This window comes from Corallococcus sp. 4LFB (assembly GCF_046520365.1).
Classification (GTDB): Bacteria; Myxococcota; Myxococcia; order Myxococcales; family Myxococcaceae; genus Corallococcus; species Corallococcus caeni.
This window is the reverse complement of record NZ_JBKGHJ010000061.1, coordinates 1-25193: the sequence shown is the minus strand read 5'-3', so window position 1 is coordinate 25193 and position 25193 is coordinate 1. Positions and strand designations below refer to the sequence as shown.

Annotated in this window: 24 protein-coding genes and 1 pseudogene; 14 read left to right on the top strand and 11 right to left on the bottom strand. The window is 71.4% G+C overall.

The features are described from left to right. Positions 1 to 57 precede the first annotated feature (57 nt). Positions 58 to 648: a YqaA family protein gene (locus ACLEQD_RS09675; protein ID WP_410383215.1), complete on the bottom strand. Its 591-nt coding sequence runs from the start codon at positions 646 to 648 to the stop codon at positions 58 to 60. Positions 649 to 764: 116 nt separating this feature from the next. Between ACLEQD_RS09675 and ACLEQD_RS09670 the strand changes: the two genes are divergently transcribed. From ACLEQD_RS09670 to ACLEQD_RS09640, 7 genes are all read left to right on the top strand, one after another. Continuing rightward, positions 765 to 1421, top strand: a complete 657-nt coding sequence (locus tag ACLEQD_RS09670; RefSeq protein ID WP_410383214.1) for an LON peptidase substrate-binding domain-containing protein — start codon at positions 765 to 767, stop codon at positions 1419 to 1421. A gap of 135 nt (positions 1422 to 1556) precedes the next feature. Beyond that, positions 1557 to 3449 carry an NAD(+) synthase gene (gene nadE / locus ACLEQD_RS09665; RefSeq protein WP_410383213.1) on the top strand — a complete coding sequence of 631 codons (1893 nt, stop codon included), beginning with the start codon at positions 1557 to 1559 and terminating at the stop codon, positions 3447 to 3449. Positions 3450 to 3651: 202 nt separating this feature from the next. Further along, entirely contained in the window at positions 3652 to 4791 is a 1140-nt protein-coding gene (locus ACLEQD_RS09660; RefSeq protein ID WP_410383212.1) for a hypothetical protein, read from the top strand. A gap of 181 nt (positions 4792 to 4972) precedes the next feature. Beyond that, positions 4973 to 5296 (top strand): FKBP-type peptidyl-prolyl cis-trans isomerase, encoded by a 324-nt coding sequence (locus ACLEQD_RS09655; protein ID WP_120527497.1) that lies wholly within the window; start codon positions 4973 to 4975, stop codon positions 5294 to 5296. Positions 5297 to 5305: 9 nt separating this feature from the next. Then, on the top strand, positions 5306 to 5689 hold the full coding sequence (trxA, locus tag ACLEQD_RS09650) for a thioredoxin (RefSeq protein ID WP_410383211.1): 384 nt from the start codon (positions 5306 to 5308) through the stop codon (positions 5687 to 5689). Positions 5690 to 6730: 1041 nt separating this feature from the next. Continuing rightward, entirely contained in the window at positions 6731 to 9250 is a 2520-nt protein-coding gene (locus ACLEQD_RS09645; protein ID WP_410383210.1) for a TonB family protein, read from the top strand. After that, positions 9247 to 10059, top strand: coding sequence for a hypothetical protein (locus tag ACLEQD_RS09640; RefSeq protein ID WP_410383209.1), 813 nt, complete (start codon positions 9247 to 9249; stop codon positions 10057 to 10059). Before ACLEQD_RS09645 ends, ACLEQD_RS09640 begins: the two co-directional genes overlap by 4 nt. A 9-nt stretch (positions 10060 to 10068) precedes the next feature. Here ACLEQD_RS09640 and ACLEQD_RS09635 read toward each other — a convergent pair whose 3' ends face one another. The 5 genes from ACLEQD_RS09635 to ACLEQD_RS09615 form a co-directional block, all read right to left on the bottom strand. After that, positions 10069 to 10605: a Uma2 family endonuclease gene (locus ACLEQD_RS09635; RefSeq protein ID WP_410383208.1), complete on the bottom strand. Its 537-nt coding sequence runs from the start codon at positions 10603 to 10605 to the stop codon at positions 10069 to 10071. Between the two features lie 129 nt (positions 10606 to 10734). After that, positions 10735 to 11682, bottom strand: a complete 948-nt coding sequence (locus ACLEQD_RS09630) for an Ig-like domain-containing protein (RefSeq protein WP_410383207.1) — start codon at positions 11680 to 11682, stop codon at positions 10735 to 10737. A 161-nt stretch (positions 11683 to 11843) separates the two neighbouring features. After that, on the bottom strand, positions 11844 to 12584 hold the full coding sequence (locus tag ACLEQD_RS09625; RefSeq protein WP_410383206.1) for a putative metal-binding motif-containing protein: 741 nt from the start codon (positions 12582 to 12584) through the stop codon (positions 11844 to 11846). 129 nt (positions 12585 to 12713) lie between these two features. Beyond that, positions 12714 to 13355 carry a hypothetical protein gene (locus ACLEQD_RS09620; RefSeq protein WP_410383205.1) on the bottom strand — a complete coding sequence of 214 codons (642 nt, stop codon included), beginning with the start codon at positions 13353 to 13355 and terminating at the stop codon, positions 12714 to 12716. A 116-nt stretch (positions 13356 to 13471) separates the two neighbouring features. Next, entirely contained in the window at positions 13472 to 14068 is a 597-nt protein-coding gene (locus ACLEQD_RS09615; protein ID WP_410383204.1) for a hypothetical protein, read from the bottom strand. 239 nt (positions 14069 to 14307) lie between these two features. On the opposite strand from ACLEQD_RS09615, the gene ACLEQD_RS09610 reads away from it, so the two are divergent. Then, entirely contained in the window at positions 14308 to 15153 is an 846-nt protein-coding gene (locus tag ACLEQD_RS09610; RefSeq protein ID WP_410383203.1) for a deoxyribonuclease I, read from the top strand. Positions 15154 to 15159: 6 nt separating this feature from the next. Continuing rightward, positions 15160 to 16872 (top strand): carboxypeptidase regulatory-like domain-containing protein, encoded by a 1713-nt coding sequence (locus ACLEQD_RS09605; protein ID WP_410383202.1) that lies wholly within the window; start codon positions 15160 to 15162, stop codon positions 16870 to 16872. A gap of 6 nt (positions 16873 to 16878) precedes the next feature. Here the strand turns inward: ACLEQD_RS09605 and ACLEQD_RS09600 are convergent, their stop codons facing one another. From ACLEQD_RS09600 to ACLEQD_RS09580, 5 genes are all read right to left on the bottom strand, one after another. Then, positions 16879 to 17418, bottom strand: coding sequence for a MarR family winged helix-turn-helix transcriptional regulator (locus ACLEQD_RS09600; RefSeq protein ID WP_410383201.1), 540 nt, complete (start codon positions 17416 to 17418; stop codon positions 16879 to 16881). Positions 17419 to 17581: 163 nt separating this feature from the next. Continuing rightward, entirely contained in the window at positions 17582 to 18217 is a 636-nt protein-coding gene (locus tag ACLEQD_RS09595) for an EcsC family protein (protein WP_410383200.1), read from the bottom strand. A 41-nt stretch (positions 18218 to 18258) separates the two neighbouring features. Continuing rightward, the gene (locus ACLEQD_RS09590) at positions 18259 to 18699 is read right to left on the bottom strand and encodes a hypothetical protein (RefSeq protein WP_410383199.1); all 441 of its coding nucleotides are present in this window, start codon (positions 18697 to 18699) and stop codon (positions 18259 to 18261) included. A 119-nt stretch (positions 18700 to 18818) separates the two neighbouring features. Further along, the gene (gene panD, locus ACLEQD_RS09585) at positions 18819 to 19211 is read right to left on the bottom strand and encodes an aspartate 1-decarboxylase (RefSeq protein ID WP_120578486.1); all 393 of its coding nucleotides are present in this window, start codon (positions 19209 to 19211) and stop codon (positions 18819 to 18821) included. Positions 19212 to 19309: 98 nt separating this feature from the next. Then, positions 19310 to 20152, bottom strand: a complete 843-nt coding sequence (locus ACLEQD_RS09580) for an LEA type 2 family protein (protein WP_410383198.1) — start codon at positions 20150 to 20152, stop codon at positions 19310 to 19312. Positions 20153 to 20283: 131 nt separating this feature from the next. Between ACLEQD_RS09580 and ACLEQD_RS09575 the strand changes: the two genes are divergently transcribed. The 5 genes and pseudogenes from ACLEQD_RS09575 to ACLEQD_RS09555 form a co-directional block, all read left to right on the top strand. Beyond that, entirely contained in the window at positions 20284 to 21783 is a 1500-nt protein-coding gene (locus ACLEQD_RS09575) for an alpha/beta hydrolase (protein WP_410383197.1), read from the top strand. A gap of 14 nt (positions 21784 to 21797) precedes the next feature. After that, positions 21798 to 22532: an ATP-binding cassette domain-containing protein gene (locus ACLEQD_RS09570; protein WP_120527397.1), complete on the top strand. Its 735-nt coding sequence runs from the start codon at positions 21798 to 21800 to the stop codon at positions 22530 to 22532. 442 nt (positions 22533 to 22974) lie between these two features. Continuing rightward, the gene (locus ACLEQD_RS09565; protein ID WP_410383216.1) at positions 22975 to 23700 is read left to right on the top strand and encodes an ABC transporter permease; all 726 of its coding nucleotides are present in this window, start codon (positions 22975 to 22977) and stop codon (positions 23698 to 23700) included. Between the two features lie 97 nt (positions 23701 to 23797). Then, a complete protein-coding gene (locus ACLEQD_RS09560; protein WP_410383196.1) occupies positions 23798 to 24871 on the top strand; it encodes a DUF2804 domain-containing protein in 1074 nt (357 codons plus the stop codon). 115 nt (positions 24872 to 24986) lie between these two features. Continuing rightward, a pseudogene (locus ACLEQD_RS09555) lies at positions 24987 to 25193 on the top strand (hypothetical protein); the annotation flags it as partial.

The following is a 25193-nucleotide window of genomic DNA, read 5'->3' as shown; positions in this document are numbered from 1 at the left end:
CCCTGGAGGTGGCGGCGCGCGGCGCGGTGGGCGGCACGCGCCGCGGCTAGCCGCGCCTCAGACGCGCAGCCACTTGCGGGCGGTGGGGCCGAAGAAGCGCACCACGCTGCCCACCAGGAAGAAGCGCACCGAGCGGCCGATGACGGACGCCAGCAGGAAGCGCTCCAGCGGCACCGACACCAGGCCGCTGCCGATGGCGACGATCTTGAACGGCGTGGGCAGGATGGAGCACAGGAGCGCCAGCACCCAGAAGTTCCTCCCCAGCAGCTCGCCCACCGTGCCGGACACGCCGAAGCGGTCCACGCGCACGTCCAGGTCGATATGCAAGAGCTGCGTGATGCCCTCGCCCACGCCCGCCCCCAGCGCGTAGCCGATGAGGCCGCCCACCAGGCTCGCCAGGGTGCCCAGCAGGCAGTAGCGCACCCACTTCTTCGGCTGGGCGAGCACCATGGGCACCAGCACCGCGAAGGGCGGGATGGGGAAGACGGACCCGTCCACCACCGACACCGCCATCATCGTGGCGAGCGCGTGCGGGGTGGAGGACGCGGCCTCCACGCGCAGGTACAGCCGGCGGTACCAGGACAGCTTCGGGGCGTCAGCGGCCGGGGGGGCCGGGGCGGAAGGCGAGGAGGGCTCTGTGGAAGACATGCGGGGGCGCACCCTAGCGGAACCGGGGGCCCTTGCCACCGGGACGCCGGGCCCGGATGCCTGCCTGATTGGAATGCGCCCCCTGCCCCAGGGGCTTACACACGGGGAAGGTGACCATGACCCCGCAAGAAACCGTGGAACGCGCCACGGGCGCGCTGAAGGTGTTCCCCCTGCCGTCGGCGGTCCTTTTTCCGCACACCGTGATTCCCCTGCACATCTTCGAGCCGCGCTACCGGGCGCTGGTGAAGGACGCGCTCGCCACGGACCGGGTGCTGGCGCTGGGCCAGCTGGAGCCCGGCTGGGAGGGCAACTACGGGGGCCGCCCGCCGCTGCGGCCACTGATGTGCGCGGGCGTCATCGTCTGGGACGAGCAGGTGGAGGACGGGCGCTACAACATCCTCCTGCAGGGCGTCAGCCGGGTGCGGCTGGTGGAGGAGCTGTCGCCGGGCACGCTCTACCGCCAGGTGCGCGCCCAGGTGCTGCCGGAGGCCCCCTACACGGGGCCGGAGGAGGAGCAGCTGCGCCAGGCCGTCTTCGAGCTGGCCGGCCGGGTGCCCCCCTCGTTCGCGGAGAGCCTGCTGCCGGTGGCCGCGCGCACCGGGGGCGGCATGCTGGCGGACGTGGTGGCGTCCGCGCTGGTGCCGGAGCCCGAGCGGCGGCAGGAGCTGCTGGAGGAGCTGGACGTCCGGCGCCGCCTGGAGGCGGTGCTGGGGGACGTGAGCGACCTCTTGGGCCAGCTGCAGCCGATGCGCCCCAGCGGACCGCTGAACTAGCGGCGCGGACCCCGAGCCCCGCGGGCCCGCGGAACTGAACGGCCGGGGCGGGGGGCCGCATCCTCCGCTTGCCCTGGCCCCCCCATGCGCGCATTGCTCGGGGCCTCACGCCTTCTTGAGGGAGAGCGACGCACCATGCGGCTCGTGAAGATTGGCATCGCCAGCGTCAACACCACCGTGGGCGCCTTCCAGGCGAACACCGACCGCGTGCTGGACCTGGCGAGGAAGATGGCGGCGGAGGACGTCACCCTGGGCGTCTTCCCGGAACAGGTCATCGCGGGCTACCCCGCGGAGGACCTGGTCCAGTGGCAGGGCTTCATCGACCGCCAGTGGCCGGAGCTGGAGCGCTTCGCGAGGGAGACCGCGGCGCTGCCCCTGGTGAGCATCCTGGGCGTGGGCGTGGCCCTCCAGGGTGTGCGCCTCAACTGCGCGGCGGTGGTGGCGGGCGGCAAGGTGCTGGGCCTGGTCCCGAAGGAGAAGCTGCCCACGTACAACGTCTTCTACGAGGGCCGCACGTTCGGCCACGGCCAGCCCGGCATGGCGGAGAGCCACCGGGGCGTGCCGCTGGGGGACTCCCTCTTCCAGTTCGACTTCGGCACGGTGGCGCCGGAGGTGTGCGAGGACATCTGGAGCGCGGACGGCCCCATGCGCCGGCGCGCGTACTCCGGCGGCGAGCTGGTGGTGAACCTGTCCGCGTCCCCCTTCCGCCTGGGCTTCTGGGAGACGCGCCGAGAGCTCATCGCCACGCGCGCGTCCGACCACCAGGTGACCATCGCCTACGCGAACGCGGTGGGCAGCAACGACGGCCTCATCTTCGACGGCGGCGGCTTCATCAACCAGAACGGCCGCCACGTGCTGGAGACGCCGCGCTTCCAGCAGGGCTTCACCTCCGCCGTGGTGGACCTGGACCGCACGCTGCGCCTGCGCACGGAGAACACCACCTGGCGCGTGGACAAGGAGGCGTGGGTGTCCGCGGGCGGCAGGAAGGTGCCCACCCTGGACTGCACCCAGGCGGTGAAGACGCGGCGCGAGCAGCTGCCCTATCCCGTGCCCGCCCACCGCAGCTTCTTCCTGCCCGCGCCGGACACCCGCCGCACCGCGCGCGTGGCGCTGTGCGAGGACATCCTGGACGCGCTGTCGCTGGGCGTGGGCGACTACTTCGAGAAGACGCGCGCCTTCAAGCTGTTCGGCATCGCGCTGTCGGGCGGGCGGGACTCGCTGCTCACGCTGCTCGTCGCGCACCGGTACGCGAAGCGCGCGCGGCCGGACAACCCGGGCTCGCTCATCCAGGCGTTCTACATGCCCAGCCCGTACTCCAGCCAGCAGACGCGCGACGCGGCGGAGACCATCGCGCGTGAGTTGGGCGTGCCCTTCCAGGTGGTCTCCATCGAGGAGGCCTTCGAGCGGGAGAAGGCCGCCGCCCAGCAGATGCTGGGCGAGGCGAAGCTCACCCCCATCACCGAGCAGAACATCCAGGCCCGCATCCGCGCGCAGCGCATGTGGAACTGGAGCAACTCCTGCGGCGGCCTGTTCCTGCAGACGGGCAACATGAGCGAGAAGTCCGTGGGCTACACCACCATCGGCGGCGACCTGATGGGCGCGCTCGCGGTCATCGCCAACGTGCCCAAGACGGTGGTGATGTACCTCTTGGACTACCTCCAGGAGACCACCGGCTACGAGGGCATCCGCAAGGTGCTGGCCAAGCCCGCCGGACCGGAGCTGGCGCATGATCAGGTGGGCGAGGAGGAGCTGATGCCCTTCCCCATCCTGGACGCGTGCTTCTACCTGCACGCGGGCGAGAAGCTCACCCCGGCGGAGATGCGCACCGCGCTCACCGCGATGTTCCCGGAGGTGGACGCGGAGCGGCTGGGCGGCTACGTGGACCGCTTCGTGCGCCTGTTCCAGCAGTCCATCTACAAGTGGGTGCAGGCGCCGCTGTCCCTGCACATCGGGAACCTGGACCTGGACCGCGAACGCGCGCTGCAATTGCCTGTCGTCACCGGTTCGGCGTGGCTGCGCGACGCGTGACGGAGGTCTCTTTTTCGTCTGTCTTTGACGCTGGGCGGGGAGGCGTCCGGGCCCTCCGCCCCCGTGAAGTGGCTCTGAAACCACGCCTCCTCCCCTGGAGGGCGGACGGGCAGGTCAGCTGTCTTTGACCTTCCGCGCAAGGCTTGCCGGACGTCCCTCGCACGACAACCTTCATGTCAGTCAGTCGACGATGGAGGGTTGGATGAAAGCAAAGATTCTGGCGGGCGCCATCGCGGCGCTCATGTACGGGACGGGCGCAGGTGCGGCGGAGAAGGATTGCCCTCCAGGGCAGGCCGCGGTCCCCAAGGACCACAAGGACGCGACGGCGCAGTCCTCTCCAGGCGAGGTCCAGGAGGAGGACCTCACCATCGAGGAAGTGCCGGTGGATGAATCGCTTCAGGGCACGGGCGGCAGCGGCCAGTCCGGGTCGTCCATGGAGGACTCCTCGAAGAACCTGGGCACCAGCGACCAGGGCCTGAGCAGCCCCAGCACGGGCGGCAGCGGCGCCATCTACCTGAACACGCCGCTGCGCTGCGAGCCGGTGAACCAGGCGAACCCGCAGGGCACGGGCGGCAGCGGCGCCAGTGGCATCACGCCGCAGAGCCAGGAGCTCACGCCGCCTCCCGCGGCCGAGCCTCCCGCGCCTCCTCCTCCGGAGGGCTCCAGCAGCGGCGGCATGAGCCAGCAGGACAGCTCACTGTCGGGCCAGGACGCCACGGGCGGCAGCGGCATGACCACGCCTCCTCCGAGCTACACGCCCTCGGCGTCGGCCAATGAGGAGATCCAGCCGCTGGAGGTGGAGAAGAAGGACAAGAACGACAAGAAGGGCCTGACGCTCCTCATCGGTGGCGGTGTGGAAGGCTACACCGGCGCCCTGGCTCCGCAGATTGCCCCCGGCCCCTCCGCGGCCGTGACGGCGTCGCTCAAGCCCACGTCCGTGCTGGGCGTCGAGGTCGGCTACTCCGGCGCCTTGAACAACATCAAGGACGCGGGCGCCGCGGGTGCCGAGGACGGCCCGGACCTGGTGCGCAACGGTGGTCAGGCGGCCCTGACGCTCGCCATCTCGCCGTCGGCGGTCCAGCCGTACCTGCTGGGCGGCATCGGCATCAGCAACTACCACTTCCGCGGCGGTGAGTCGCTCGGCTACAGCGACGACACCGTGGGCAACATCCCGGCGGGCGTGGGCGTGCGCGGCCACTTCGGCCACTTCACCGCGGACCTGCGTGGCTACTACAACTTCCTGTTCGACAAGCAGTTCGCTCCGGACATCGATCCGGGCGGCAGCGACCCGGCGGGCGGCGGTAGCTACACCACCACGCTGAACGTGGGCGGCACGTTCTGACCTGAAGTTCCAGTCACGGCCTCCATGGCAGGAGCTGGCGGCGGGGTCTCCGGAATCATCCGGAGCCCCGCCGTCACTTTTTTATTCCGGCGCGGGGGCGGGGCATTCAAGGAGGCAGGAGGCTGCGCCAGGCGTTAGAGTGCGCATTTTTCCATGGCGGATTCCCGCCGAGGAGCCTGGCATGAGCTTGAAGACGGAAGACGTGAAGGTCGGGACCGGCACGGAGGCGGTCGCGGGCAAGCGGGTGACGGTGCACTACGTGGGCACGCTCACCGACGGCAAGAAGTTCGACAGCAGCCGGGACCGCGGGCAGGGCTTCACCTTCTCGCTGGGCGCGGGCCAGGTCATCCAGGGCTGGGACCAGGGCGTCGCGGGCATGAAGGTGGGCGGCGTCCGCAAGCTCACCATCCCGCCGGAGCTGGGCTACGGCTCGCGCGGCGCGGCCGGTGTGATTCCCCCCAACGCCACCCTTCTTTTCGAGGTGGAGCTGTTGGACGTTCGTTAGGAGGTCATCATGGCGACGCTCGAAATCACGAAGGACAACTTCAAGGAGACGGTGGGCAAGGGCGGCATCGTCATCCTGGACTGGTGGGCGACCTGGTGCGGGCCCTGCAAGGCGTTCGAGCCCGTGTACAAGGCCTCATCGGAGACCCATCAGGACATCGTCTTCGGGAAGATCGACGTCGACGCGCAGCCGGAGCTGGCGGGGGCCTTCGAGGTTCGCGCCATGCCCACGCTGATGGTGTTCCGTGACGGCATCCTGCTGTTCGACCAGCCGGGCGCGCTGCCCAAGGCGGCGCTGGAGGACCTCATCCGGCAGGTCCGCGCGCTGAACATGGACGACGTGCGGCGCGAGGTCGAAGCGCAGCGCGCCTCCAAGGAAGCGCCCAAGGCCTGACGCCCCGCCGGGGCCTTCCTTCCTCAAGGGGAGGGCCCTACGGCGCGGCGACGGTGCAGACGCCGCCGCCGTTGAGGTGCGCCTGATCCACGATGCTCTGGGTGACGAACTCCTGGAGCGTGCGCAGCGCGTAGGCGCCGGGCTGGTAGACGACCGGCTGGCCCTGGGCGTCGCGCAGCTCGCCGCGTCCAGGCCGCGCAGGTCGAGCAGCTCCTGGGACGCCAGCCCCTCCGGCGTGATGGCGTGGTTCGCGTCCGCGGTGGCGGCGATGGCCTCGAAGCGCAGCTGCACGCCGCGGTGGGTGCCCAGCCGGTCGTAGAACATGTGCTCGGCGTGGATGGTGACCTCCGCCTCCGCCACGGAGCCCTCCGGCACGACGAGGCCCTGGGTGCCGTCCACGCCGTTGATGCAGTCCACCATCCGCGCGTTGACGGGGAAGCCCATGCGGAAGGTGTAGAGGCCCAGGGTGGGGTCCTGGTTCTGCGCGCGGCCCTCCACGAAGTAGCTGAAGCCGCGCTCGCGCATCATCGCCAGGTCGTCGGCGGCCACGGACGCGCCGGCCACGGTGCGCGCCTCCGGGGGGCTCACCCGGAAGGCCACCCCGTACCGCCCCGCCTCCAGGCCCGTGAGGCCGGTGAGGGGCACGTCCCCCTTCTGCACGTCCACCAGCACGTGCTCGGAAGCCGTCCGCGCTTCGCCGGCCGCGGAGGTGAGGGTGAAGTCGCCCAGGGACACCAGGTACTTCGTGAACTGCACGGACCAGCCGTCCTGGAAGAGGTGGTCCGCGTAGCCGCGCTGCGTGCCGTCCCCGCCGCTCAGCGTCACCCGCACGTCGCCTCGCGCCACGGCGTCGCCGCAGCCGGAGGCCCCAAGGCCCAGCGCGCCCACGAGCAGGCCGTGGAGCCACTTGCTTCGTTGGTTCATGCATCAGGTTGGTATTTGTAACTAAGTTGCAAGTCAAGTCTGGGTTGCGATATCCACGGGCCGCCGCCGGGAGGTCCGCCTGCGTCAGGTGGACCCCGCCGGCCGAGGTCGCTGCCCGTGTTCATCCCGACGCTGGTGCTCTGGCTGTTGAGCGCGTCGCCCGAAGTGCCCGTGACGCCCCCCGTGCCCGTGGAGGCGCCGCCGCCCGTGATGCCGGCGGACGCCCCGCCGTTGACGGAGGCCGTGCGGGTGCTGCTGCGGCTGACCATCGATGCCGGGGGAGAGGTGTCCCAGGTGGAGGTGAGGGAGTCCGGGGGCGTGATGTTCGACCGGGCCGCGCTGGCGGCGGCCCTGCGCTGGCGCTTCGAGCCCGCCCGGCGGGGGGAGGAGCGGCTGGAGGTGCGGGTGGACGTGCCGGTGACGTTCGAGCCGGTGGCTGCCGCGGGGACGCAGGCGGAGGACGAAGTGGCCGACGCGGAGCGCTCGTTGCCCGCGCAACCTGAGTCCACGAGCACGGAGGCGCCCGCGCCCGCGCCCGTGAAGCCGGAGCCGCCCGTGTTCTCCACCACGGTGCGTGGGCAGTCCGCCGCGCCGCCTCCTGTCGCGGTGGGGGACTTCCACATCACGGTGGGGCAGCTCGCGGACGTGCCTCGCAACTCGGCGACGGACCTGATGCTGCTGGCTCCGGGCGTGATGCTCGCCAACCACGGCGGGGAAGGGCACGCGGAGACCGTCTACCTGCGCGGCTTCGACGCGGGTGAGGGCAAGGACGTGGAGCTCCGCGTGGACGGCGTGCCCCTCAACGAGGTCTCCCATGCGCACGGCCACGGCTACGCGGACACCTACTTCATCATCCCGGAGCTGGTGCGGTCCCTGCGCGTGACGGAGGGGCCCTATGACCCATCCCAGGGCGACTTCGGCGTCGCGGGCACCGTGGAGTACCAGTTGGGGCTGGAGCAGCGGGGCCTCACCGCGTCCGCCAGTTACGGCAGCTTCGCGTCGCGCCGGCTGTCCCTGGTGTGGGGCCCGCCCGAGTCCACCGCCGCCACCTTCGTCGGCGTGCTGCTGCGCCAGGGGCACGGCTTCGGCCCCAACCGCGCGTATGCGAACGCGGGCCTCATGGCCCAGACGGAGCTGCGCCTGGGGCCGGAGACGAAGCTGCGCCTGTTCGGCGCGAGCTACGGCGCGCGCTACGGCTCCGCGGGCGTGGTGCGGGAGACGGACGTCGTGGACGCGCGGCTGCCGTGCGACGCGGACGCGGACTCGCAGTTCTTCTGCCTCTACGACCCGAACCAGGGCGGCGCGAGCCAGCGCCACATCGCCTCCGTGGAGCTGACGTCCCGGCTGGCGCGCGGAGGCCGCTTCGTGCAGCAGGCCTTCGCCATCGCCCGGCGGATGCGCAGCCGCGAGAACTTCACCGGCTTCCTCCAGGACACGCCCCCCATCGGCGAGGCCCAGCGCGGCGACAACACCGAGCAGTCCTACCAGGGCACCACCGTGGGCCTTCGCGGACGCTACACGCCGGGCCTCACCTGGGCGGGACAACCCCAACCGCTGGAGCTGGGCTACGTGGCCCGCTACGACACCGTGCACACCCGCGCGCGGCGCCTGCGCGACAAGGGCGGTGCGCCCTACGCCACCGTCTTCGACAACCAGGTGCGCGTGACGAACCTGGGGGCGTACCTGTCGCTCAAGGGCGCGCCGCTGGAGTGGCTCACGCTGCGCGGCGGCGTGCGCGTGGACACGCTCCTGTTCGGCGTGGAGGACCTGAACCGGCCGGCCGAGGACCGGCAGGGGGCTCGCATCCCGGAGGAGTCCGTGGAGGCCTACGGCTTCTTCGCCAGTCCCCGCGCCAGCGCGGAGGTGCGCCTGACGCCGCGCCTCACGTGGCTGACCAGCGCGGGCCTGGGGGCGCGCTCCAGCGACGCGGCGGGCCTGTCCGACGCGGAGTTCGCGCCCTACGCGCGGGTGACGTCCGGGGAGACGGGCCTGGGCTGGCGGTGGGGGGACGGCCCCTCCTCGCTGGAGCTGCGGAGCGCCGTGTTCGCCACGGCGCTGTCGCGGGACCTGGTGTTCAGCGAGACGACGGGGCGCAACCAGCCCATCGGCCCGTCGCAGCGGCTGGGCGCGTTCGGCAGCGCGCGCTTCCAGTGGGAGCAGCGGCTGGACGTGCAGGCGAGCCTCGCGTGGGCCCGCGCGACGCAGCCGCTGCCGGGAGCGTCGTCGTGGCGGCTGTGGGACGGCGCGGTGCTGCCGTACATCCCGCGGGTGCTGGGGCGCGTGGACGCGTCGTGGCGGGGCACCGCCACCGTGGCCCGGCAGCCGGTGGGGTGGAGCGTGGCGCTGGGGCACAGCGCCATCGGGCCCAAGCCCCTGCCGTTGGACCGCTACAGCGAAGCCATCTTCCTCTTCGACGTGGCGGCCCGCGCGCGCTGGCGCGCCGTGGAGCTGGGCCTGTCCGTGGAGAACCTGCTGGACGCGCGCTGGCGGGAGTCCGAGTTCAACTACGTGTCCAACTTCCGTGGCCCCGACGCGCCCGCGTCCCTGCTGGCCACGCGCCACTTCTCCGCCGGTGCACCCCGCACCGTGCGCGGCACCCTCACCGTGTACCTGGACCTCCAGGAGGACCGGCCATGATGCGTCCCACCCGTCGTGCCTTCACGTGGATGCTGGGCGGAGCGCTCGCGGCGGGCTGCGGCCTGTCCGGCACCGGAGGCCGGAGCATCACCTTCCGCATGGGCCTGCGCACGGCGCTCGCGCCCGGTGAGGCCACCGCCGGCACCTTCACCACCGACACCGGCTGGCGCGTGGCGCTCACCACCGCGCGCCTGGTGCTGGGGCCCATCTACCTGTTCGAGAAGGCCTCGCCCCTCCAGCCCCAGGCCCTGCTGCGCCGCCTGGGGGACGTGCTGCTGCCCACCGCGCACGCGCATGAAGGCGACTTCTTCTCCGGCGGCCGGGTGCTGGGCGAGTGGGACCGCGAGGTCGTCTTCGACTTGCTCGCGGACGCGGGGCAGGCGCGCGTGCTGGGGCGCTCCCCGGGCATCGCGGGCGTGGCGCGGTCGCTGTCGCTGCTGCTCCAGCCGCCGTCGAGCGCCCTGGGCGCGGAGGCGGACGTGATGGAAGGGCGCTCGCTGTTCCTGGAGGGCGTCGCGACCCAGGCGGAGGCGCGCGTGCCCTTCCGCGTCGCGATGGACTTCCCGCCGCCCGTGGAGCTTCAGCGCGTGGACTTCGTCCCCATCGACGTGGACCTGGACGACGAGGGCCTCTTCGTCCTGGAGCCACAGCCGCACCGCTGGTTCAGCGGCGCGCGGTTCGACCGGCTGACGCTGCCCGCGGATGGGGCGCCGGTGGACGTGGGGACGGACACGCAGGTGCACCGGGCGCTGAGCGTCAACGTGCGCCGCTTCGACGCGTTCACGGGCACCTGGGAGCCAGCGGCGTGAGCTGGGGCCTCACTCCTGGGTCCAGAAGGGCGACAGCTGCAGGTCCGCGCGCTCGAAGGGTTCAACGCGCACCTGCTCCTCGCCGACGAAGGTCTTCATCAACACCCAGCGCTCGTTTTCCTGGCGGAACACCTCCACCACGCGGTGCACGGGGTTGATGACCCAGGCGTTGCGGATGCCCGCGCGGGCGTAGCGCGGCAGCTTGGCGGCCAGGTCCAGCTTCGCGGTGGCGGGCGTCAGCACCTCGCAGACCCAATCCGGCACGCGGTCGATGAACGCGCCGTCGGGCAGCGTCGGCGGCCGTCCACCCACCCAGCCCGCCATGTCCGGCACGAGCACGTCCTGGCCCAGCAGCAGCCGGGGCTCGGAGGTCCACCACCAGCCCTCCGGCGCGCGGCCCAGCAGCGGCGTCAGGCCCTGCTTGCGCGCGATGGGCGGCGACGAGACGTAGAGGACGCCATCGAGCGCCTCGCCCACCAGGTAGTGGGGCAGCGTCTGCACTTCCTCGTAAGGGGCGAGCATCCTGCGGGTGGCTGCGTCGCGCATGCGGTGGCCCTCCAAGTCCGAGAGAGACCGTCACCGTAGCGGGCAGCTCCCGCCGCGGCATTGGACCGCCAGGGTGGCCCACCTTGTCCTGGTGGACGCACGCACTTCCCACGGGTCGTGTGGGGCTTGCTATTCACGCTCCAGCACGAACTGGATGTGCTCCGAGTCCACGGGACCGAACTGGAGCAGGTGGAGCTGATCCCCCGGCTCCGACGTGAACGTCACCGTGTGCGTGATGCCGGCGCAGATGAAGCGCGCGGGGGCGAGCACCGACGCCACGTCCGTCCCCGCCGTGTCGTTGGTGACCTTCGTGGGCACCTCCTGATTCAGGTAGAGCGTGACGTGCTCGGCGTTCTCCGGGTCGGAGATGAAGCCCGTGTAGCCGCCGAAGCCCGCCTCACCGGAGCGCAGGGTGACGTCGTAGCGCGCGTGGCCGGTGTGCGTGTCGGGCGGGAAGTCGAAGGGCGTGCGGCCCGCGGTGACGGCCTCCGGTGTGTTGACGAGCGTGTGCGTGCACGCGTGCTCCAGCGCCGGGTCGCGCTCGCCGGTGGTGAAGTCCAGCGCGGTGTCCGGCAGCGCGAGTCCGGCCGCGTCCTTCAGTGCCTCCAGGGACAGGGCGTAATGCGTGGAGACCTCCAGCGGACGGGTGCTCTCCTCCGTGCGCGGCACGGTGACGGTGAGCGTGCGCGCGTCCTCGGACCAGGCGCCGGTGAGGACGCGGGCGGGGACGGTGGCGTCCGTGCGGTCGTGCAGCGTGACCTGGGCGGCGGATGGGTCCATGGGCTCGCTGAACGTGAGCGTCAGCACCTTGCGGAAGGAGATGACCGGCGTCTGCCCGGACGCGTCCAGGTACATCTCCAGCGGGTAGACGTCCGACTCGCCCTCGGTGGGTTGGGAGGAGGTGACGGTGGCGGTGGACGTGGGCGTGCCCGCGTCGGGAGTGCCGGCATCGGTGCCGGTGCCCGCGTCCGTCGACGTGCCGGCGTCCGGCGTGACGATGGGGGCGTCGTCACTACAGCCGGTCAGCGTGAGGGCGGCACAGGTGGCGAACAGGAAGGTGGCGGAGGAGAGACGCATCGGGGAGTCCTTCATGCGGTGGGGCGGGCCCGCGGCGGAGGCGGTGGAGGACGCGCCGTCGAGCGTCCTTCGGGTGGAAAGGCCCACGCCGGAGCACCCTTCCGAGGGAGGTGCTCCGGCGCGGGAGCGGACCGGCTCAGGCCCGCGTCAGGGGACGGCGGTCAGCACTGCGACCCGTCGCAGTTGTCATCGATGCCGTTGCCACAGACCTCCGTGGCGCCCGGGTTGACGCTCGCCGCCGTGTCGTTGCAGTCGAAGCGCTGGGTCGTGTAGCCGGAGGGGGGCGTGCACGCGGTGTAGACGGACACGGAGCTGTTGCCGTACCCGTCGGCGTCCGCGTCCTGGTAGTAGCGCGTGCGCGTGTCGTTGAGGAACTCCGGCACCACGGTGAGGGCGTTGCCGGACGCAGGGCCCGCCGCGACGATGTACGTCGTGCCCGCCGTCAGGTCGTGGACGGACACGTACGTGAGCGAGCAACCGGAGGACGACACGGTGTGCGTCAGCGCGGCCGGCACCGTCGCGCTGGTGCTCCCGTTGACGACGGTGAAGGCCACGTTCTGCGTCCGGAAGAACGCGTAGGAGCCGGTCGTGGCCGGCACGTACGTCACCGAGCCCTCGGCGCCCGACGGCAGCGTCAGGTCGTAGGCCTTGTGCTTCGTGCTGATGGCGGGCGCGCTGGTGACGCGCGTGGCGCTCGCCGTGATGGCCACGTGGTCCGTGGGGTTGCCGGCGTGGATGCACGCGTGCGAGGTGATGCTCGAGCCCAGCGACGTGCAGCCCGCCTCCAGCTCCTGCGAGTCCTGCGCCTCGAAGGAGGCCTCCGGCGCCTCCTCCATCGGTCCGCAGGCCGTCAGACCGAGCGACAACAGCGCGCCCAGCGCGATGCGCTTCATCTTCAACATGGGTGTTTCCTTTCGGGATGCCGGGCGCGGCGGGGTGCCAGGCGGCCGGGAGCCGCCGGTGCGCCCGGTGGCTCACTCATGCCGTAAACGCAACTTGGTTGCAATAATGGCCCGCGTGATTCCGGGCCGTCACTGGAGGTGTTCGATGACGAGCCCCAGCCCGGTGCGCGCGGTGGGGCCGAAGGTGACGGTGTACTGGACCTTGTCCGTCAGCTCGTAGCCGACCATCTGCTTCAGGCCGTCGCAGAAGGGACCGGTGGCCTGGGTGGCCACGGGCTCCACGACGCGCTCGCCTTCCTTCACGGTGACGGCGACGTCGGGCGTGCTCAGGTAGAGGACGAAGTCACCGGAGGCCCAGGCCTTGAAGTTGAAGGTGCCCACGGACTGGCCGTTCTCCGGGCGCAGTTGGACGGTGTAGTGCGTGTGGAAGTCATCCACGCGCGGCTGCCGCTCCGGGGACGCGGTGACGGTGGCGAAGGGGCCGTTGGCGACGTGGAAGCAGGCGTGCTCGCCGTTGTCCCCGAAGTCGAAGCCCTCGCGCGGCACGTAGTCCGGGTCCGTCACGCACGACAGGCCCTGCTCGCTGGCCAGGTAGCCCCGGTCGCAGTGGCACCAGTCGCCCTCAGGCTCGCGGTGGATGTGGCCATGGGGGGCGCATGGATCGCCCTGCTCCTGGGGCGTGTCGTCCGGGCCGGGCGGAGCGTCGCCACCACAGGCGGTCAGGGCCGCGAGTCCTCCGGCCAGCAGGAGGGCGGGAAAAGGGGTGCGCATGGGAGGGCTGCCTCATCGGAATCCGTGATGTAGATGCAACTGAGATACAGAAGTTTTTGGATGTTGGGAAGGCCCGTGGACCTTGGAGGTGTCCACGGGCCTTCGCTCAACCGGGCCTATTCCTCGGCGTGGTCGTGCGCGGTCTCCTCGATGACGAGGAGGAACGTGGCGGGCTGGGGGGTGATGGCCGCGAAGTCCACGCGGTAGTCCACGCCGCCCTCCAGGTCGGCGGTCACGGCGGTGCGCAGGCTGCCGCAGACCTCCTGCGGGACGTGGTAGCGGCACTCCAGGCCGGCCTCCTCGCCCGTGGCCGCGTTGACGACGCGGATGGCGCGGTAGCCGGAGGTGAGGAAGGCGTACTCGGTGGACTCTTCAGGGGTGAAGATGACGGAGCCCGCGTAGCCGAGCGTCCACTGCTGATAGGTGATGGCCGGCAGGGTGATGTTGTACGCGGTGTGCTCCACGCTCACGTCCACGAAGGACGGGCCGCCATAGGGCGCCGCGGTGACGGACTCGAAGGGCCCGTATTCGGCGTGGGTGCAGGAGTGCTCGACGACCTCCGCCAACTCCTCCGTGTCCTGGCACGCGGCGAGCAACTCCGACTGCTGGGTGACGGGCGCCTGTGACTCCGGGGCGACGGCGTCTTCGGTGCCACAGCCGGCGAGCAGGAAGAGGGCGCCAGCGGCGAGCAGGGCCTGGGGATGCTTCGACATGGACATGGGGGCTCCTTGGGTGGGGACCGCGGGTGAGGGCGGGCCCGCAATAGATGCCACCTGGAGTCATATGCAATCAAGTTGCATTTGCAGGGGGGGTGCCCGGGATTGTCGTGCAGGGGGGAGTTGTCACCCCGATTCCACGCGGGAGGGCTGTTCCTGGCGCCCCGGCGTGTCGAAGATGGGGCGCTTTTGTCCCGCAGGCCCCGAGGTGCCGTGAAATGAGAGGGTCGTCCTTCTTGTCGCGTGTCCTGGTGTTGACGGTGCTGGTGCTCCCCGCGTTGGCGCAGGCGGGCTCGTACCTTCGGGTGGTGAGCTGGAACCTCCGTCACGAGGGCTGGGCCGCGGAGCAGTCGTACCTGGATGACGCGAAGCAGCTGTGGGGCCAGTTCGGCGCGAACAGCACGTCCAACAACGGCTGTGACCTGGTGTTCCTCCAGGAGGTGATGGACGCGGCGGCGGCGACGGCCATCGCGCAGAACCTGACGCAGGTGTCCGGGGTGACGTGGAAGGCGGTGGTGACGCCGCTCATCGGCCGGTCGTCCTACAAGGAGTCCTACGCGGTGCTGTACCGGACGAACACGGTGTCGCTGCTGTCCTCCACGGTGTGGACGGACACGGGGGACCTGTTCGAGCGCGAGCCGCAGGTGGTGAAGGTGCGCCACGTGCCCACGGGCGCGGACTACACCTTCCTCAACTGGCACGCGGTGTGGGGCACGGCGACGGACCGCACGCTGGAGGCGCAGGCCATCGACGGGGTGTTCGCGTCCGTGCAGTCCGCGAGCGGCGCGGACCAGGACGTCATCCTCGTGGGCGACCACAACATGGCCTGCACGCACGCGTCCTGGAGCCAGCTGAAGGCCGTGTCGCCCGCGGTGACGTGCAAGCTGGACGTGGCCACCACGATGAACACGTCCGGTGGCTACGCCAACGCCTATGACCACTTCTGGATGCAGGACAGCTACGTGACGGAGTTCTCCAGCACGGGCCGGGACTACATCGCGAACACGGTGGACTACGTCACCCGGCTGTCGGACCACGCGCCGGTGTGGTTGTCTCTGTATTCCAACAGCGACACGGACTGACGACGCATGCGCTGGAAGCGGGGCCTGGGTGGGACGGTGGTGGTGCTGCTGCTCGGCGTGGGCGCGTGGATGCTGTTGCGTTCGGAGCCCGTGACCTTGCCGCCCCCGCGTCCCGTCGTGCTCACGCGCGTCGAGGACGCCGGTGTGCCGGAGCCCGCTCCGCTGGTGGAGACGGAGGCGGCTCCGGACGCGGGCCTGTGGCTGACGGCGACGCTGGAGGGGGCGCATCCCTTCGCGGGTGAGGCGCGCGTGGGCGCGGCGTTCGTCGTCGAAGGAGACGAGGGGTGGTGGGAGGAGGAGAAGCGGCAGAAGGCGCTCAGCCTCGTGGGGCCCACGAGCCTGGAGGACCTGGCCAACGTGCGCGAATGGATGACGGCGCCCGCCAGCGCCACTTCGCGGGGCGGTGTGGTGGGGCCCGTCGCGGTGCCCCCCGCGCCGCGCTACCAGGTGGTCGCGTTCGAACCGGACGGGACCTTCTGGTGGGCGGACTTCGTGCCGGGCACGGCACTGCCGACGACGGGCACGCTGGATGCGGGCGTGCTGCGCGCGAACCGGCCCACGGGCGTGAGCATCCGGCTGGACGGTGCGCGGAACACGGAGGGGACGTTCTCCGTGCGCATCGAGCGCGACGTGGATCCCCGTGACGCCGAGCGGGCCAGCGCCCTGCAGCCCGTGCTGGCGCTGGTGAATCCGGACCTGGGCTGGGCGCTCGTGAATGGAACGCCGGTGCCGCTGAGCCCGGATGCGGACACGCGCCTGGCGCCGCTGCCTCCGGACCGGGCGGTGCGGCTGTGGTTACGCGCGCCCTCGGGACGGGAGGGCAGCCCCGTCGAAGTGCCCCTGCGTGAGGGCACCGTGAACCCGGTGACGCTGGACGTGGCGCGGCTGTTCCCTGAAGGCATGAGCCGCTCGGTCACCCTGCGTGGACGGGTGTTGCTGGGGAACACGCCCCGGCCCGCCGGGCGGATGGTGGGCTGGGTGGGCGGAGAGGAGCCGGTGGACGCGGACGGACGCTTCACGATTCCCAACGTGCCGGCCTGGCGCGCGACGCGCTTCAACGTCTGGCTGGGGATGGAGGAGGACGGCCGTCCCGAGGCGCCCTCGATGTGGGACTTCGACTTCACGCCCACGGAAGGGATGCCGGACACGGTGGACGTGGAGTGGCGCGTGCCGGTGTACCGGTGGCTGGTGGTGCGGATGGATGGCTTCACGCGGGCGCAGTTGAAGGAGCGCTCGGAGCGGCCCTATCCGGTGTACCTGCTGGAGCGCCGCGACGCGCAGGGCCTGTGGAGCGCGGTGCCCTCGCAGAAGTTCGTTCCGGAGGAGGACGGCGTCGCGGTGTCCCTGCTGGAGCCCGGCACCTACCGCGTCCAGGTCGCGTCAGCGCCGTACGCGTCAAGGCCGAGCAGCGTGGCGCAGGTGGGCGCGGACGACACGACCGTGGACGTGCGGCTGTCGCCCGCGCCGTCCGCCGGTTCCTCCTGTGAGGTTCACGTCACCCATCAGGGACGCCCCGTGGCGCAAGCCCTGGTGATGGTGGGCGGGCAGTACCGTTCGCTGCCTCCCGTGCGCGGAGAGACAGACAGCGCGGGACGCTGGCGGATGGGCGCCGTGACCTCCGACGTGCTGCCGATGTTCGTGCAGGGCGCGGAGAACGAGTGGGACGGCGACGGCGCGGAGGCCTGCCGCACCTCGGGCGTCGTCGAGGTGCGGCTGTAGGGTTCGTCAGGCGGCCGAGGCCCTTAGAAGCTCGTCGGGGACGCTGGCCAGCTCGGCGTTCTCCTCGGACACTTCCTCCGCGGTGCGCGCCTGGACGGTGAGGGCCTGCACCCACAGCTCCAGGATGTCCATCAGCGCGCTGCGCGTCTCGCCCTGGAGCGGGGACAGCAGCTTCGCCATGCGCTCCTGCACCTGCGCGTTGAGCTCGTCCGTCAGCGCATGGCCCGCTTCGGTGAGGCGCACGCGCACGCGCCGCCGGTCATGCCCCACGGAGCGCTCGCGGCGCACGAGGCCGCCATCTTCCAGGCGGTCCACCAGCCGGCTCAGGCGCGGCATGGCGAGTCCTCCCAGGCGCGTGGCCAGCACACCCACGGGCAGCAGGCTCTCCGCGCGCAGCCACCAGAGGGCCTGCAACTCCAGCGGCTCCCAGTGGGGATGGGACAGGGCGGCCAGGGGGCTCGCCAGCGAGCCGCAGCGGGCCGCGTCCACGAGGAGGTTCCGCCACCGCGCCACCTGCACGCGCACATCCACCGAGAGTTCCGTCATGCACCCCTCCGTGCCGTGGACTCGCTCCCGCGTCCGGCTCCGCGGGCATCGCTCCCGGCATCCCGCGGGCTCCAAGGTCCCGCCAAGGACACAACGGGAATACGTGACGGACATATCGCTCCGGTTTCTGACCGGATTTCCGCGGGCCCGCGACGGAGGGCGCCTACTCCCCGCTCGCCGCCTTGCGCTTCGCGGTCCTCGCCTTGGCGTGCGCCTTGTCGAAGCCTTCGTAGAAGCGCACGGCCTGCTCCCCCACCATCTGGATGTGCTGGTTGTTGAGGTACGCCGTGATGGGCGCCGCGACCAGCGGCATCGCGCGGCCCAGCGTCGTCATGCCGCCCTTCGCGAGCAGCAGCGCCGCCAGCTTCCCCAGCACCTTCGGTCCGGAGCGGTGCAGCGGCCCCAGCCCGTTGGCGTAGCCGAACAGGTCCAGCAGCTCCCCGCGCGCGCGCTCCGTCTTGAGGTTCGCCTTGTAGAGCGTGGCCACGTCCGTGAGCAGGACGATCTGCAGGTACGCCATGAACGTCAGGTCCGCTGGCAGCGAGATGAGCCCGAACACGCCGCTCACGCCGCCCACCATGCTCGCGAGGCTCTTCTTCTCATCCACCAGCCGCTGCGCCAGCTCCTTGGTCGTCGCGGACGGGTAGCGCTTCTCCAGCGCCGCCACGCGCACGCGCGCCCGGCCCACCTCCCCCTGGATGAGGTCCGACAGCCGCAGCGCCCCCAGCTTCTTCAGCTCCGCGGGGGTCAGCTTCTTCATGAAGCCCAGCCGCTCCGTCACGCCGTCGTAGAAGGCCATGTCCTCCTCCTTTGGGCCGCGATGCGCGCGGCCGGTCGCCTCTAGTAACCCCGTTCAGCCAGGTACAGGTCCACGAGCGCGCCCTCTTCGTACCAGGCGTGTCGCATCTCCGACTTGAACCACCGCGAGTCCGGACGCGCCGAGCGCACCTCCAGCTTCACCCGGTTGGGCCCCGTGTCGATGACCGCCGCGCGCGCCTTGCACGCCGCGCCGGGCTCCTCGCCGAAGCCGCCCTCCAGGCACACCTCGTCCCCCACCGACAGGCGCCGGGCGTACTCGCTGGCCAGGTAGAGGGCGTCGTCACAGCCGCCGCGCACGGAGGACTGCCCCAGCGCCGCGCAGCGGTCCTGCGCGGGCGAGCGGATGACCGGGACGTTGGAGACGAACGCGTCCTCCTCGTTGGGGTCGCGCTGATACGGGCCCACCTGCTTGCACCCCGCCACCGCCACCAGGGCCACCAGGCCCGCCCACGTCCACCTCATCGCGTCATCGCCTCCGGGACGCGCGTCGCCGCGCCCCCGCGCCTGCAGGGAAAGGGCGGGAAGCATGGCAGACAGGGCAGGGGGCGGCAAAAGGTGCCGCCAGGGGCCCTACCGCGTCCCTACGCGATACGGCGCGCGGGCCCGGGGATTTCCTCGGTGACGCCAGGGACCGCCCGGTTCTTGCCGTCCACGAAGACGACCGTGGGCTTCCAGTGGGCGGCCTCCGCCTCCTCGACCTCCGCGAAGGTGGCCAGGATGACCAGGTCGCCCGGCTGGTTCAGGTGCGCGGCGGCGCCGTTGATGCAGATGACGCCGCTGCCGGACTCGCCCTCCAGGGCGTACGTCTCCAGGCGGGTGCCGCGCGTGACGTTCCACACCGCGACCTTCTCGAAGGGGAGGATGTCCGCCGCCTTCAGCAGGTCTCTGTCGATGGTCACCGAGCCCTCGTAGTCGAGGTCGGCCTGGGTCACCGTCGCGCGGTGGATCTTGGACTTGAAGAGGATGCGGCGCATGGGGGGCCCTCGGGAAGCCGCGCAACCGTAACGGCTCCCCTGCCCGGGGACAACATCCCCGGTGTCCCGCGCACCGCCCGCCTCCCTGCATGCCCTGCCTACTTCGTGAAATTCACCAGCTGGCTCAGGTTCAGGGGCACGGACTGCGCGTCCGACGTCAGGTTGCCCGTCAGGCTCACCTGCGCGTTGCCGCCCGAGCGCAGGGCCATGGCCGCGGACGCGGCGCTCGCGAAGTTGATGGTGAGCGGCAGCGTCACCTGCTTCGTCCCGCTGCCGTCCAGCATGCCCAGGTTGCCCGTGGACAGGTTGCCCACGTTGGCGCCCGCCACCTTGAGCGCCCCGGTGATGCCCGCCACCGGCAGGGGGAAGGCGTTGCGGTTGGTGATGGCCAGGGGGAACTCCACCGTGGCCCCGCTGAGGGTGATGTGGGTGATGCGCGGCGCCTGGAACTGCACCTGGGGAATCTTCGGGACGGGGAACGTGCCCTCCTTCTCCAGGGGGAACTTCAGCACGCCCAGCGGCGTCTGGATGCCCAGCGAGCCCTGCGCCTTGAAGGCCGCCACGTCCTTGTTGAGGAACGTGGTCACCACCGGCGCGATGTCCGCGAACTTCACGTTGGCGGGGAAGACAATCTGGCTCTTGCCGTTGGACTTGAGGTTCAGGCCCTCCCTCGGCTTGCCGGCCACCAGCTGCTTGCCCTCCACGAAGAAGGCGTAGTCCACCGACGCCAGCTTCAGGCCCAGGCTGTTGGGGTTGTCCAGCTCGTACACCAGGTCCACTGTGGCGTCGGACAGGGAGGCGTCCGACAGCCGGGCTGTCTTGAACTTCAGCGTGGGCTTCTTGAAGGCGCCGTTGAGCAGGCTCTGCAGCGTGGCGCAGCCGGCGAGCGTGGTGAGCGAAAGGGCGAAGAGGACCAGGAACGCGCGTTTCTTCATGGGCATGGGCGTAGCAGAGGACGCCCCGCGTTCGCGCGGATTCAATCGCCGCGCGTGTCGGGGCTGTGACGGGTGCACCTTCGGCACGCCAATGGTATGCGCCAGGGGGACTCCCCCGTGCTGGAGGTTGGCCCCTCGTGACAGGTGGTATCTTGTCTCACCCCCTCGCGCTGGCGGTGCTGGCGGCGCTGTCACTCACGGGCTGCTCGAAGTCCTCGGGCGCCGAGCCTGGCGCCGCCGGGCCCGGAAGCGCGCGGCGGATGGCCCTGAAGCCGTGCCGGCTGGACGGGGTGGCCGCGCAGACGCTGTGCGGCACGCTGGAGGTCTTCGAGGACCGGGCCGCGGCGAAGGGGCGCAAAATCTCCCTGCGCGTGGTGGTGGTGCCAGCGCTCGCGTCGCAGCCGAAGGAGGATCCGCTGTTCTTCCTGGCGGGCGGCCCCGGGCAGGCGGCGTCCCGCACGCGCATCCTGCCGGCGCTGGAGCGCATCCGGCGCCAGCGCGACATCGTCTTCGTGGATCAACGCGGCACGGGGGACTCGCACCCGCTGGACTGCGAGGCGCTGAACCCGTCGCGCACGTCGCTGGCGGAGCGCTTCGAGGACCGCGAGGACGCGGACGTGATTCCCCAGTGCCGCAAGGGCTGGGACGCGGACGAGCGGCTCTACACCACGTCCATCGCGATGGATGATTTGGACGACGTGCGCGCGGCGCTGGGCTACCGGCAGGTGAACCTGTGGGGCATCTCCTACGGGACGCGCGCGGCGCTGGTGTACATGCGCCAGCACCCGGACCGCGTGCGCACCGCCATCCTGGATGGCGTGGCCCCCATGGGGCAGTACCTGCCGCTGTACGCCGCGCGCGACGGCCAGCGCGCCCTGGACCTGCTGCTGGAGGCGTGCGCGAAGGACCGCGTCTGCGCGAAGGCGTACCCGGACCTGCGCGCCCGCACGGAGGCGCTGCTCGCGAAGCTGGAGGCCGCGCCCGCGAAGGTGCACCTGGCGCACCCGCGCACGGGCGTGCCGGAGGACTTCACGCTCACCCGGCGCGTCTTCCTGTCGGAGCTGTTCTCGTTGCTCTACAGCCCGGACGTCGCGTCGCTGGTGCCGCTGATGCTGGACCGCGCCACGAAGGATGACTGGACGTCCTTCGTCGCGCTGTCCCTGGGGCTCACGGACGAAGTGGCCCGCACCACCAGCCGGGGCATGTTCCTGGCGGTGGTGTGCGCGGAGGACGCGCCCTTCTTCACGGAGGAGGACGCCGAGCGCGAGGCGAAGGGCACCTGGTTCGGCCCGCGCATGGCGCTGGACGTGAAGCGCGCGTGCGCGAAGTGGCCGCGGGCGAACGTGCCGAAGAGCTTCCGCGAGCCGGTGAAGTCGGACATCCCCACGCTGCTCTTGTCCGGCGAGCTGGACCCCGTGACGCCGCCGCCCTGGGGCGAGGAGGCGAAGCGGACGCTGACGCACAGCCTGCACGTGGTGGTGCCGGGGCTGGGGCACAACACGGTGGGCGCGGACTGCGCGCGCACGCTGATGGCGGAGGTGCTCACGCGCGGCAGCGTGGAGGGCCTGACGCCGGCCTGTGGCGCGGGCCTCAAGCGGCCGCCCTTCTTCACCTCCTTCGCTGGCCCCGTGCCGTAGGACTTCAAGCGCCCATGATTGAAGCCAGGAACCTGCACAAGCGCTTCGGCTCCGTGACGGCCGTGCACGACGTGTCCTTCACTGCGGAGGACGGCGTCATCACGGGCCTGCTGGGCCCCAACGGCGCGGGCAAGACGACGACGCTGCGCATGCTCTACACGCTGGTGCGCCCGGACGGCGGCACCGCCACCGTGGACGGCGTGGACGTGGCGCAGAAGCCGGAGGTGGCCCGGCGTGCGCTGGGCGTGCTGCCCGACGCGCGCGGCCTCTACCCGCGCCTCACCGCGCGCGAACACGCCCGGTACTTCGGCGAGCTGCACGGGCTGTCCGGCGCGGCCCTGGACGCGCGCGTGGAGGAGCTGGTGGAGCTGCTGGACATGAAGGACATCGCGGACCGGCGCACGGAGGGCTTCAGCCAGGGCGAGCGCGTGAAGGTGGCGCTGGCGCGCGCGCTGGTGCACGGGCCTCGCAACGTCCTCCTGGACGAGCCCACCAACGGCCTGGACGTGATGGCCACGCGCTCCGTGCGCACGCTGTTGCGCAAGCTGAAGGCGCAGGGCTGCTGCGTGGTGTTCTCCAGCCACGTGATGCAGGAGGTGGCCGCGCTGTGTGACCGCATCGTGGTGGTGGCGCGCGGGCGGGTGGTGGCGGACGGGACGGCGGACGCGCTGCGCGCCTCCACCGGCAAGGACAGCCTGGAGGAAGCCTTCGTGAGCGTGATTGGCAGCGAGCAGGGGTTGCGCGAATGAGGGGCCAGGTCGGGACGGTGCTGCGCAAGGAGGTGCTCGACCACCTGCGCGACAGGCGCACGCTGGGCTCCGCGGTGATGTGGCCGCTGTTGGGCCCGCTGGTGTTCCTGGTGATGTTCAACGTGATGGCCTCCTGGTACCGGCAGGACCGGCCGCTGGAGATGCCCGTGGTGGGCCGCGAGCACGCGCCCAGCCTGATGGCCTTCCTGGAGCGCTACGGCGCGAAGCTGTCGGAGGCGCCCAAGGACTACGAGGCGCTGGTGCAGGCCGGCAAGCTGGACGTGGTGCTGGTGGTGCCTGACGACTACGCGCAGGACTTCGCGGACGGACGCACCGCCGCGGTGCGGCTGGTGGTGGACAGCTCGCGCAACAAGGCCCGCCAGTCCGTGCAGCGCGCGCAGCGGATGCTGGGGCGTACTCGCAGCAGACCGGCAGCCAGCGCCTGTTCGCGCGCGGCGTGTCCCCGGAGCTGGCGGTGCCCGTGCGCGTGGACGAGCTGGATTTGTCCACGCCGGAGCGCACCGCGGCCACGGTGCTCACCACCATCCCGCTGTTCCTGGTGATGGCGGCGTTCGCGGGCGGCATGCAGCTGGCCAGCGACACCATGGCCGGCGAGCGCGAGCGCGGCTCGCTGGAGCCCCTCTTGCTCAACCCCGCCCCGCGCGGCGCGGTGGTGGCGGGCAAGTGGCTGGCCACCTGCGCCATGGCGGCCATGGGCGTGCTGTTGTGTCTGGTGGGTTACTTCCTGGTGGTCAAGCGCGTGCCGCTGGAGGACCTGGGCGTGCGCGCCCGCTTCGACGCGCCGGCCGCGCTGGGCATGCTGGCCGCGGTGCTGCCGCTGGTGCTGGCCGCGTCCGCCGTGCAGATGTGGGTGTCCACCTATGCACGGTCGTTCAAGGAGGCGCAGACGTACCTGTCGCTCCTGATGGTGCTGCCCACGCTGCCCGGGATGATGCTGGCCCTGTCCCCCATCCAGACGCAGACGTGGATGTTCGCGGTGCCGGTGCTGGGGCAGGAGCTGCTCGCGGGCGAGGTGATGCGCGGCGAGTCGCTGGGGCCCGTGCCCTTCCTGCTCGCGCTCGTGTCCTGCGTGGCGGTGTCGGCGGTGGCGCTGCGCTTCACCACGCGGCTGTTGTCCCAGGAGCGCATCATCTTCGGCAGGAGCTAGCGGGCAGGCGCGCGCGGGGTCCCGAGTGTCTTCGGGGCGCCGCTTGGCCTGCGTGTTCGCGTGACAGCGCCAGCGAAGTGCCGTCCAATGTTTCGAGATGACGCTCGAGCGTGAACGAGAAGCCTTGCTGCCCTTCGCCCCGGCCTCGGTGGCCTCCACGGAAGGGGAACCGCGGTTCGGCACGTACCAGGGGGAGCTGCCGGAGGTGGACCTGCCCCGGCTGCTGGGGAAGTGGGCCCCGGGGCGCACCACGCGGCTGCTCAAGCGCAAGCGCTGGCACTACACCTTCGTCGCCACGCGGGAGGTGGCGGCCCTCTTCGCGGTGGTGGACCTGGGCTACACGGCCAACGCCTTCGCGGTGGCGGTGGACCTCCAGGAGAAGAAGCCCCTGTGCGACGTGAGCTTCCTGGGCGTGCCCGGGCCGCTCGCGGAGGTGAGCGACAAGCCGGGCGCGGGGCTCGTGGCGGCCTTCCGCACGCTGGGCGGGCGCATGTCCGTGAAGCGCGGCGAGTCCGACGAGCGCTACCAGGTGGAGGTGGACGTCAGCCGCATGCGCACGCAGTCGCTCCAGTCGTTCCAGTGGAACGGCGAGCTGCTGGTGGCGGGCGGCCCGCCGGCCCTCACCGTCATCGCACCGGTGGAGGGCGACGGCCTGGTCAACGTCACCCAGAAGCGCAGCGGCCTCCTGGCCTTCGGCAGCCTGGAGGCGGGCGGCCGGCGCTTCCGGCTGGACGGCGGCGTGGGCGGCATGGACTACACGCAGGGCTACCTGGCGCGGCACACCGCCTGGCGCTGGGCCTTCGCGGCAGGAAGGCTGGCGGACGGCACGCCCGTGGGCCTCAACCTGGTGGAGGGCTTCAACGAGGGCGTCACCGAGGCCAACGAGAACGCCGTCTGGCTGGGCGACCGGCTCTACCCCGTGGGCCGCGCGCACTTCGAGTACGACGCCAAGGAACTGCTGGACCCGTGGCGCCTGACGACGGAGGACGGCGCCGTGGACCTGCGCTTCAAGCCCATCTACGTGCACCGCGAGGAGCGCAACCTGCGCCTCATCGTGAGCCACTTCGCCCAGCCCGTGGGCATCTTCGAGGGCACCCTGCGCGTGGGCGGCCAGGAGCTGAAGCTGTCCAACGTCCCCGGCGTCACCGAGGACCAGGACATGCTCTGGTAGCGGCCGTGCACGCGAAGGGGGGCGAAACCCTGAGCGCCGGGGAGGGTTCATGGCTGCCCGGGGGCGCGGTGTAGGCTTTCGCGCCCGTGGTTTCGCCTGAGGAGGACTCCGCGCCATGTCCTGCCCGCACTGTGGTCAGCCGCTCCCTGAAGGCCTGTCGTCGCGGACGTGTCCCCACTGCGGCGGGGACGTGAACGCGCCCGGGTCGCCGGTGATGGACGAGGTGGCGGACAAGGCCCGGCGGGCGGCGGACTCGGCGGGCCGCGCGGTGCAGGACGTGCTGGACGACCCGAGGCTGCGCGAGCGGCTGCCCGGGGGCTCG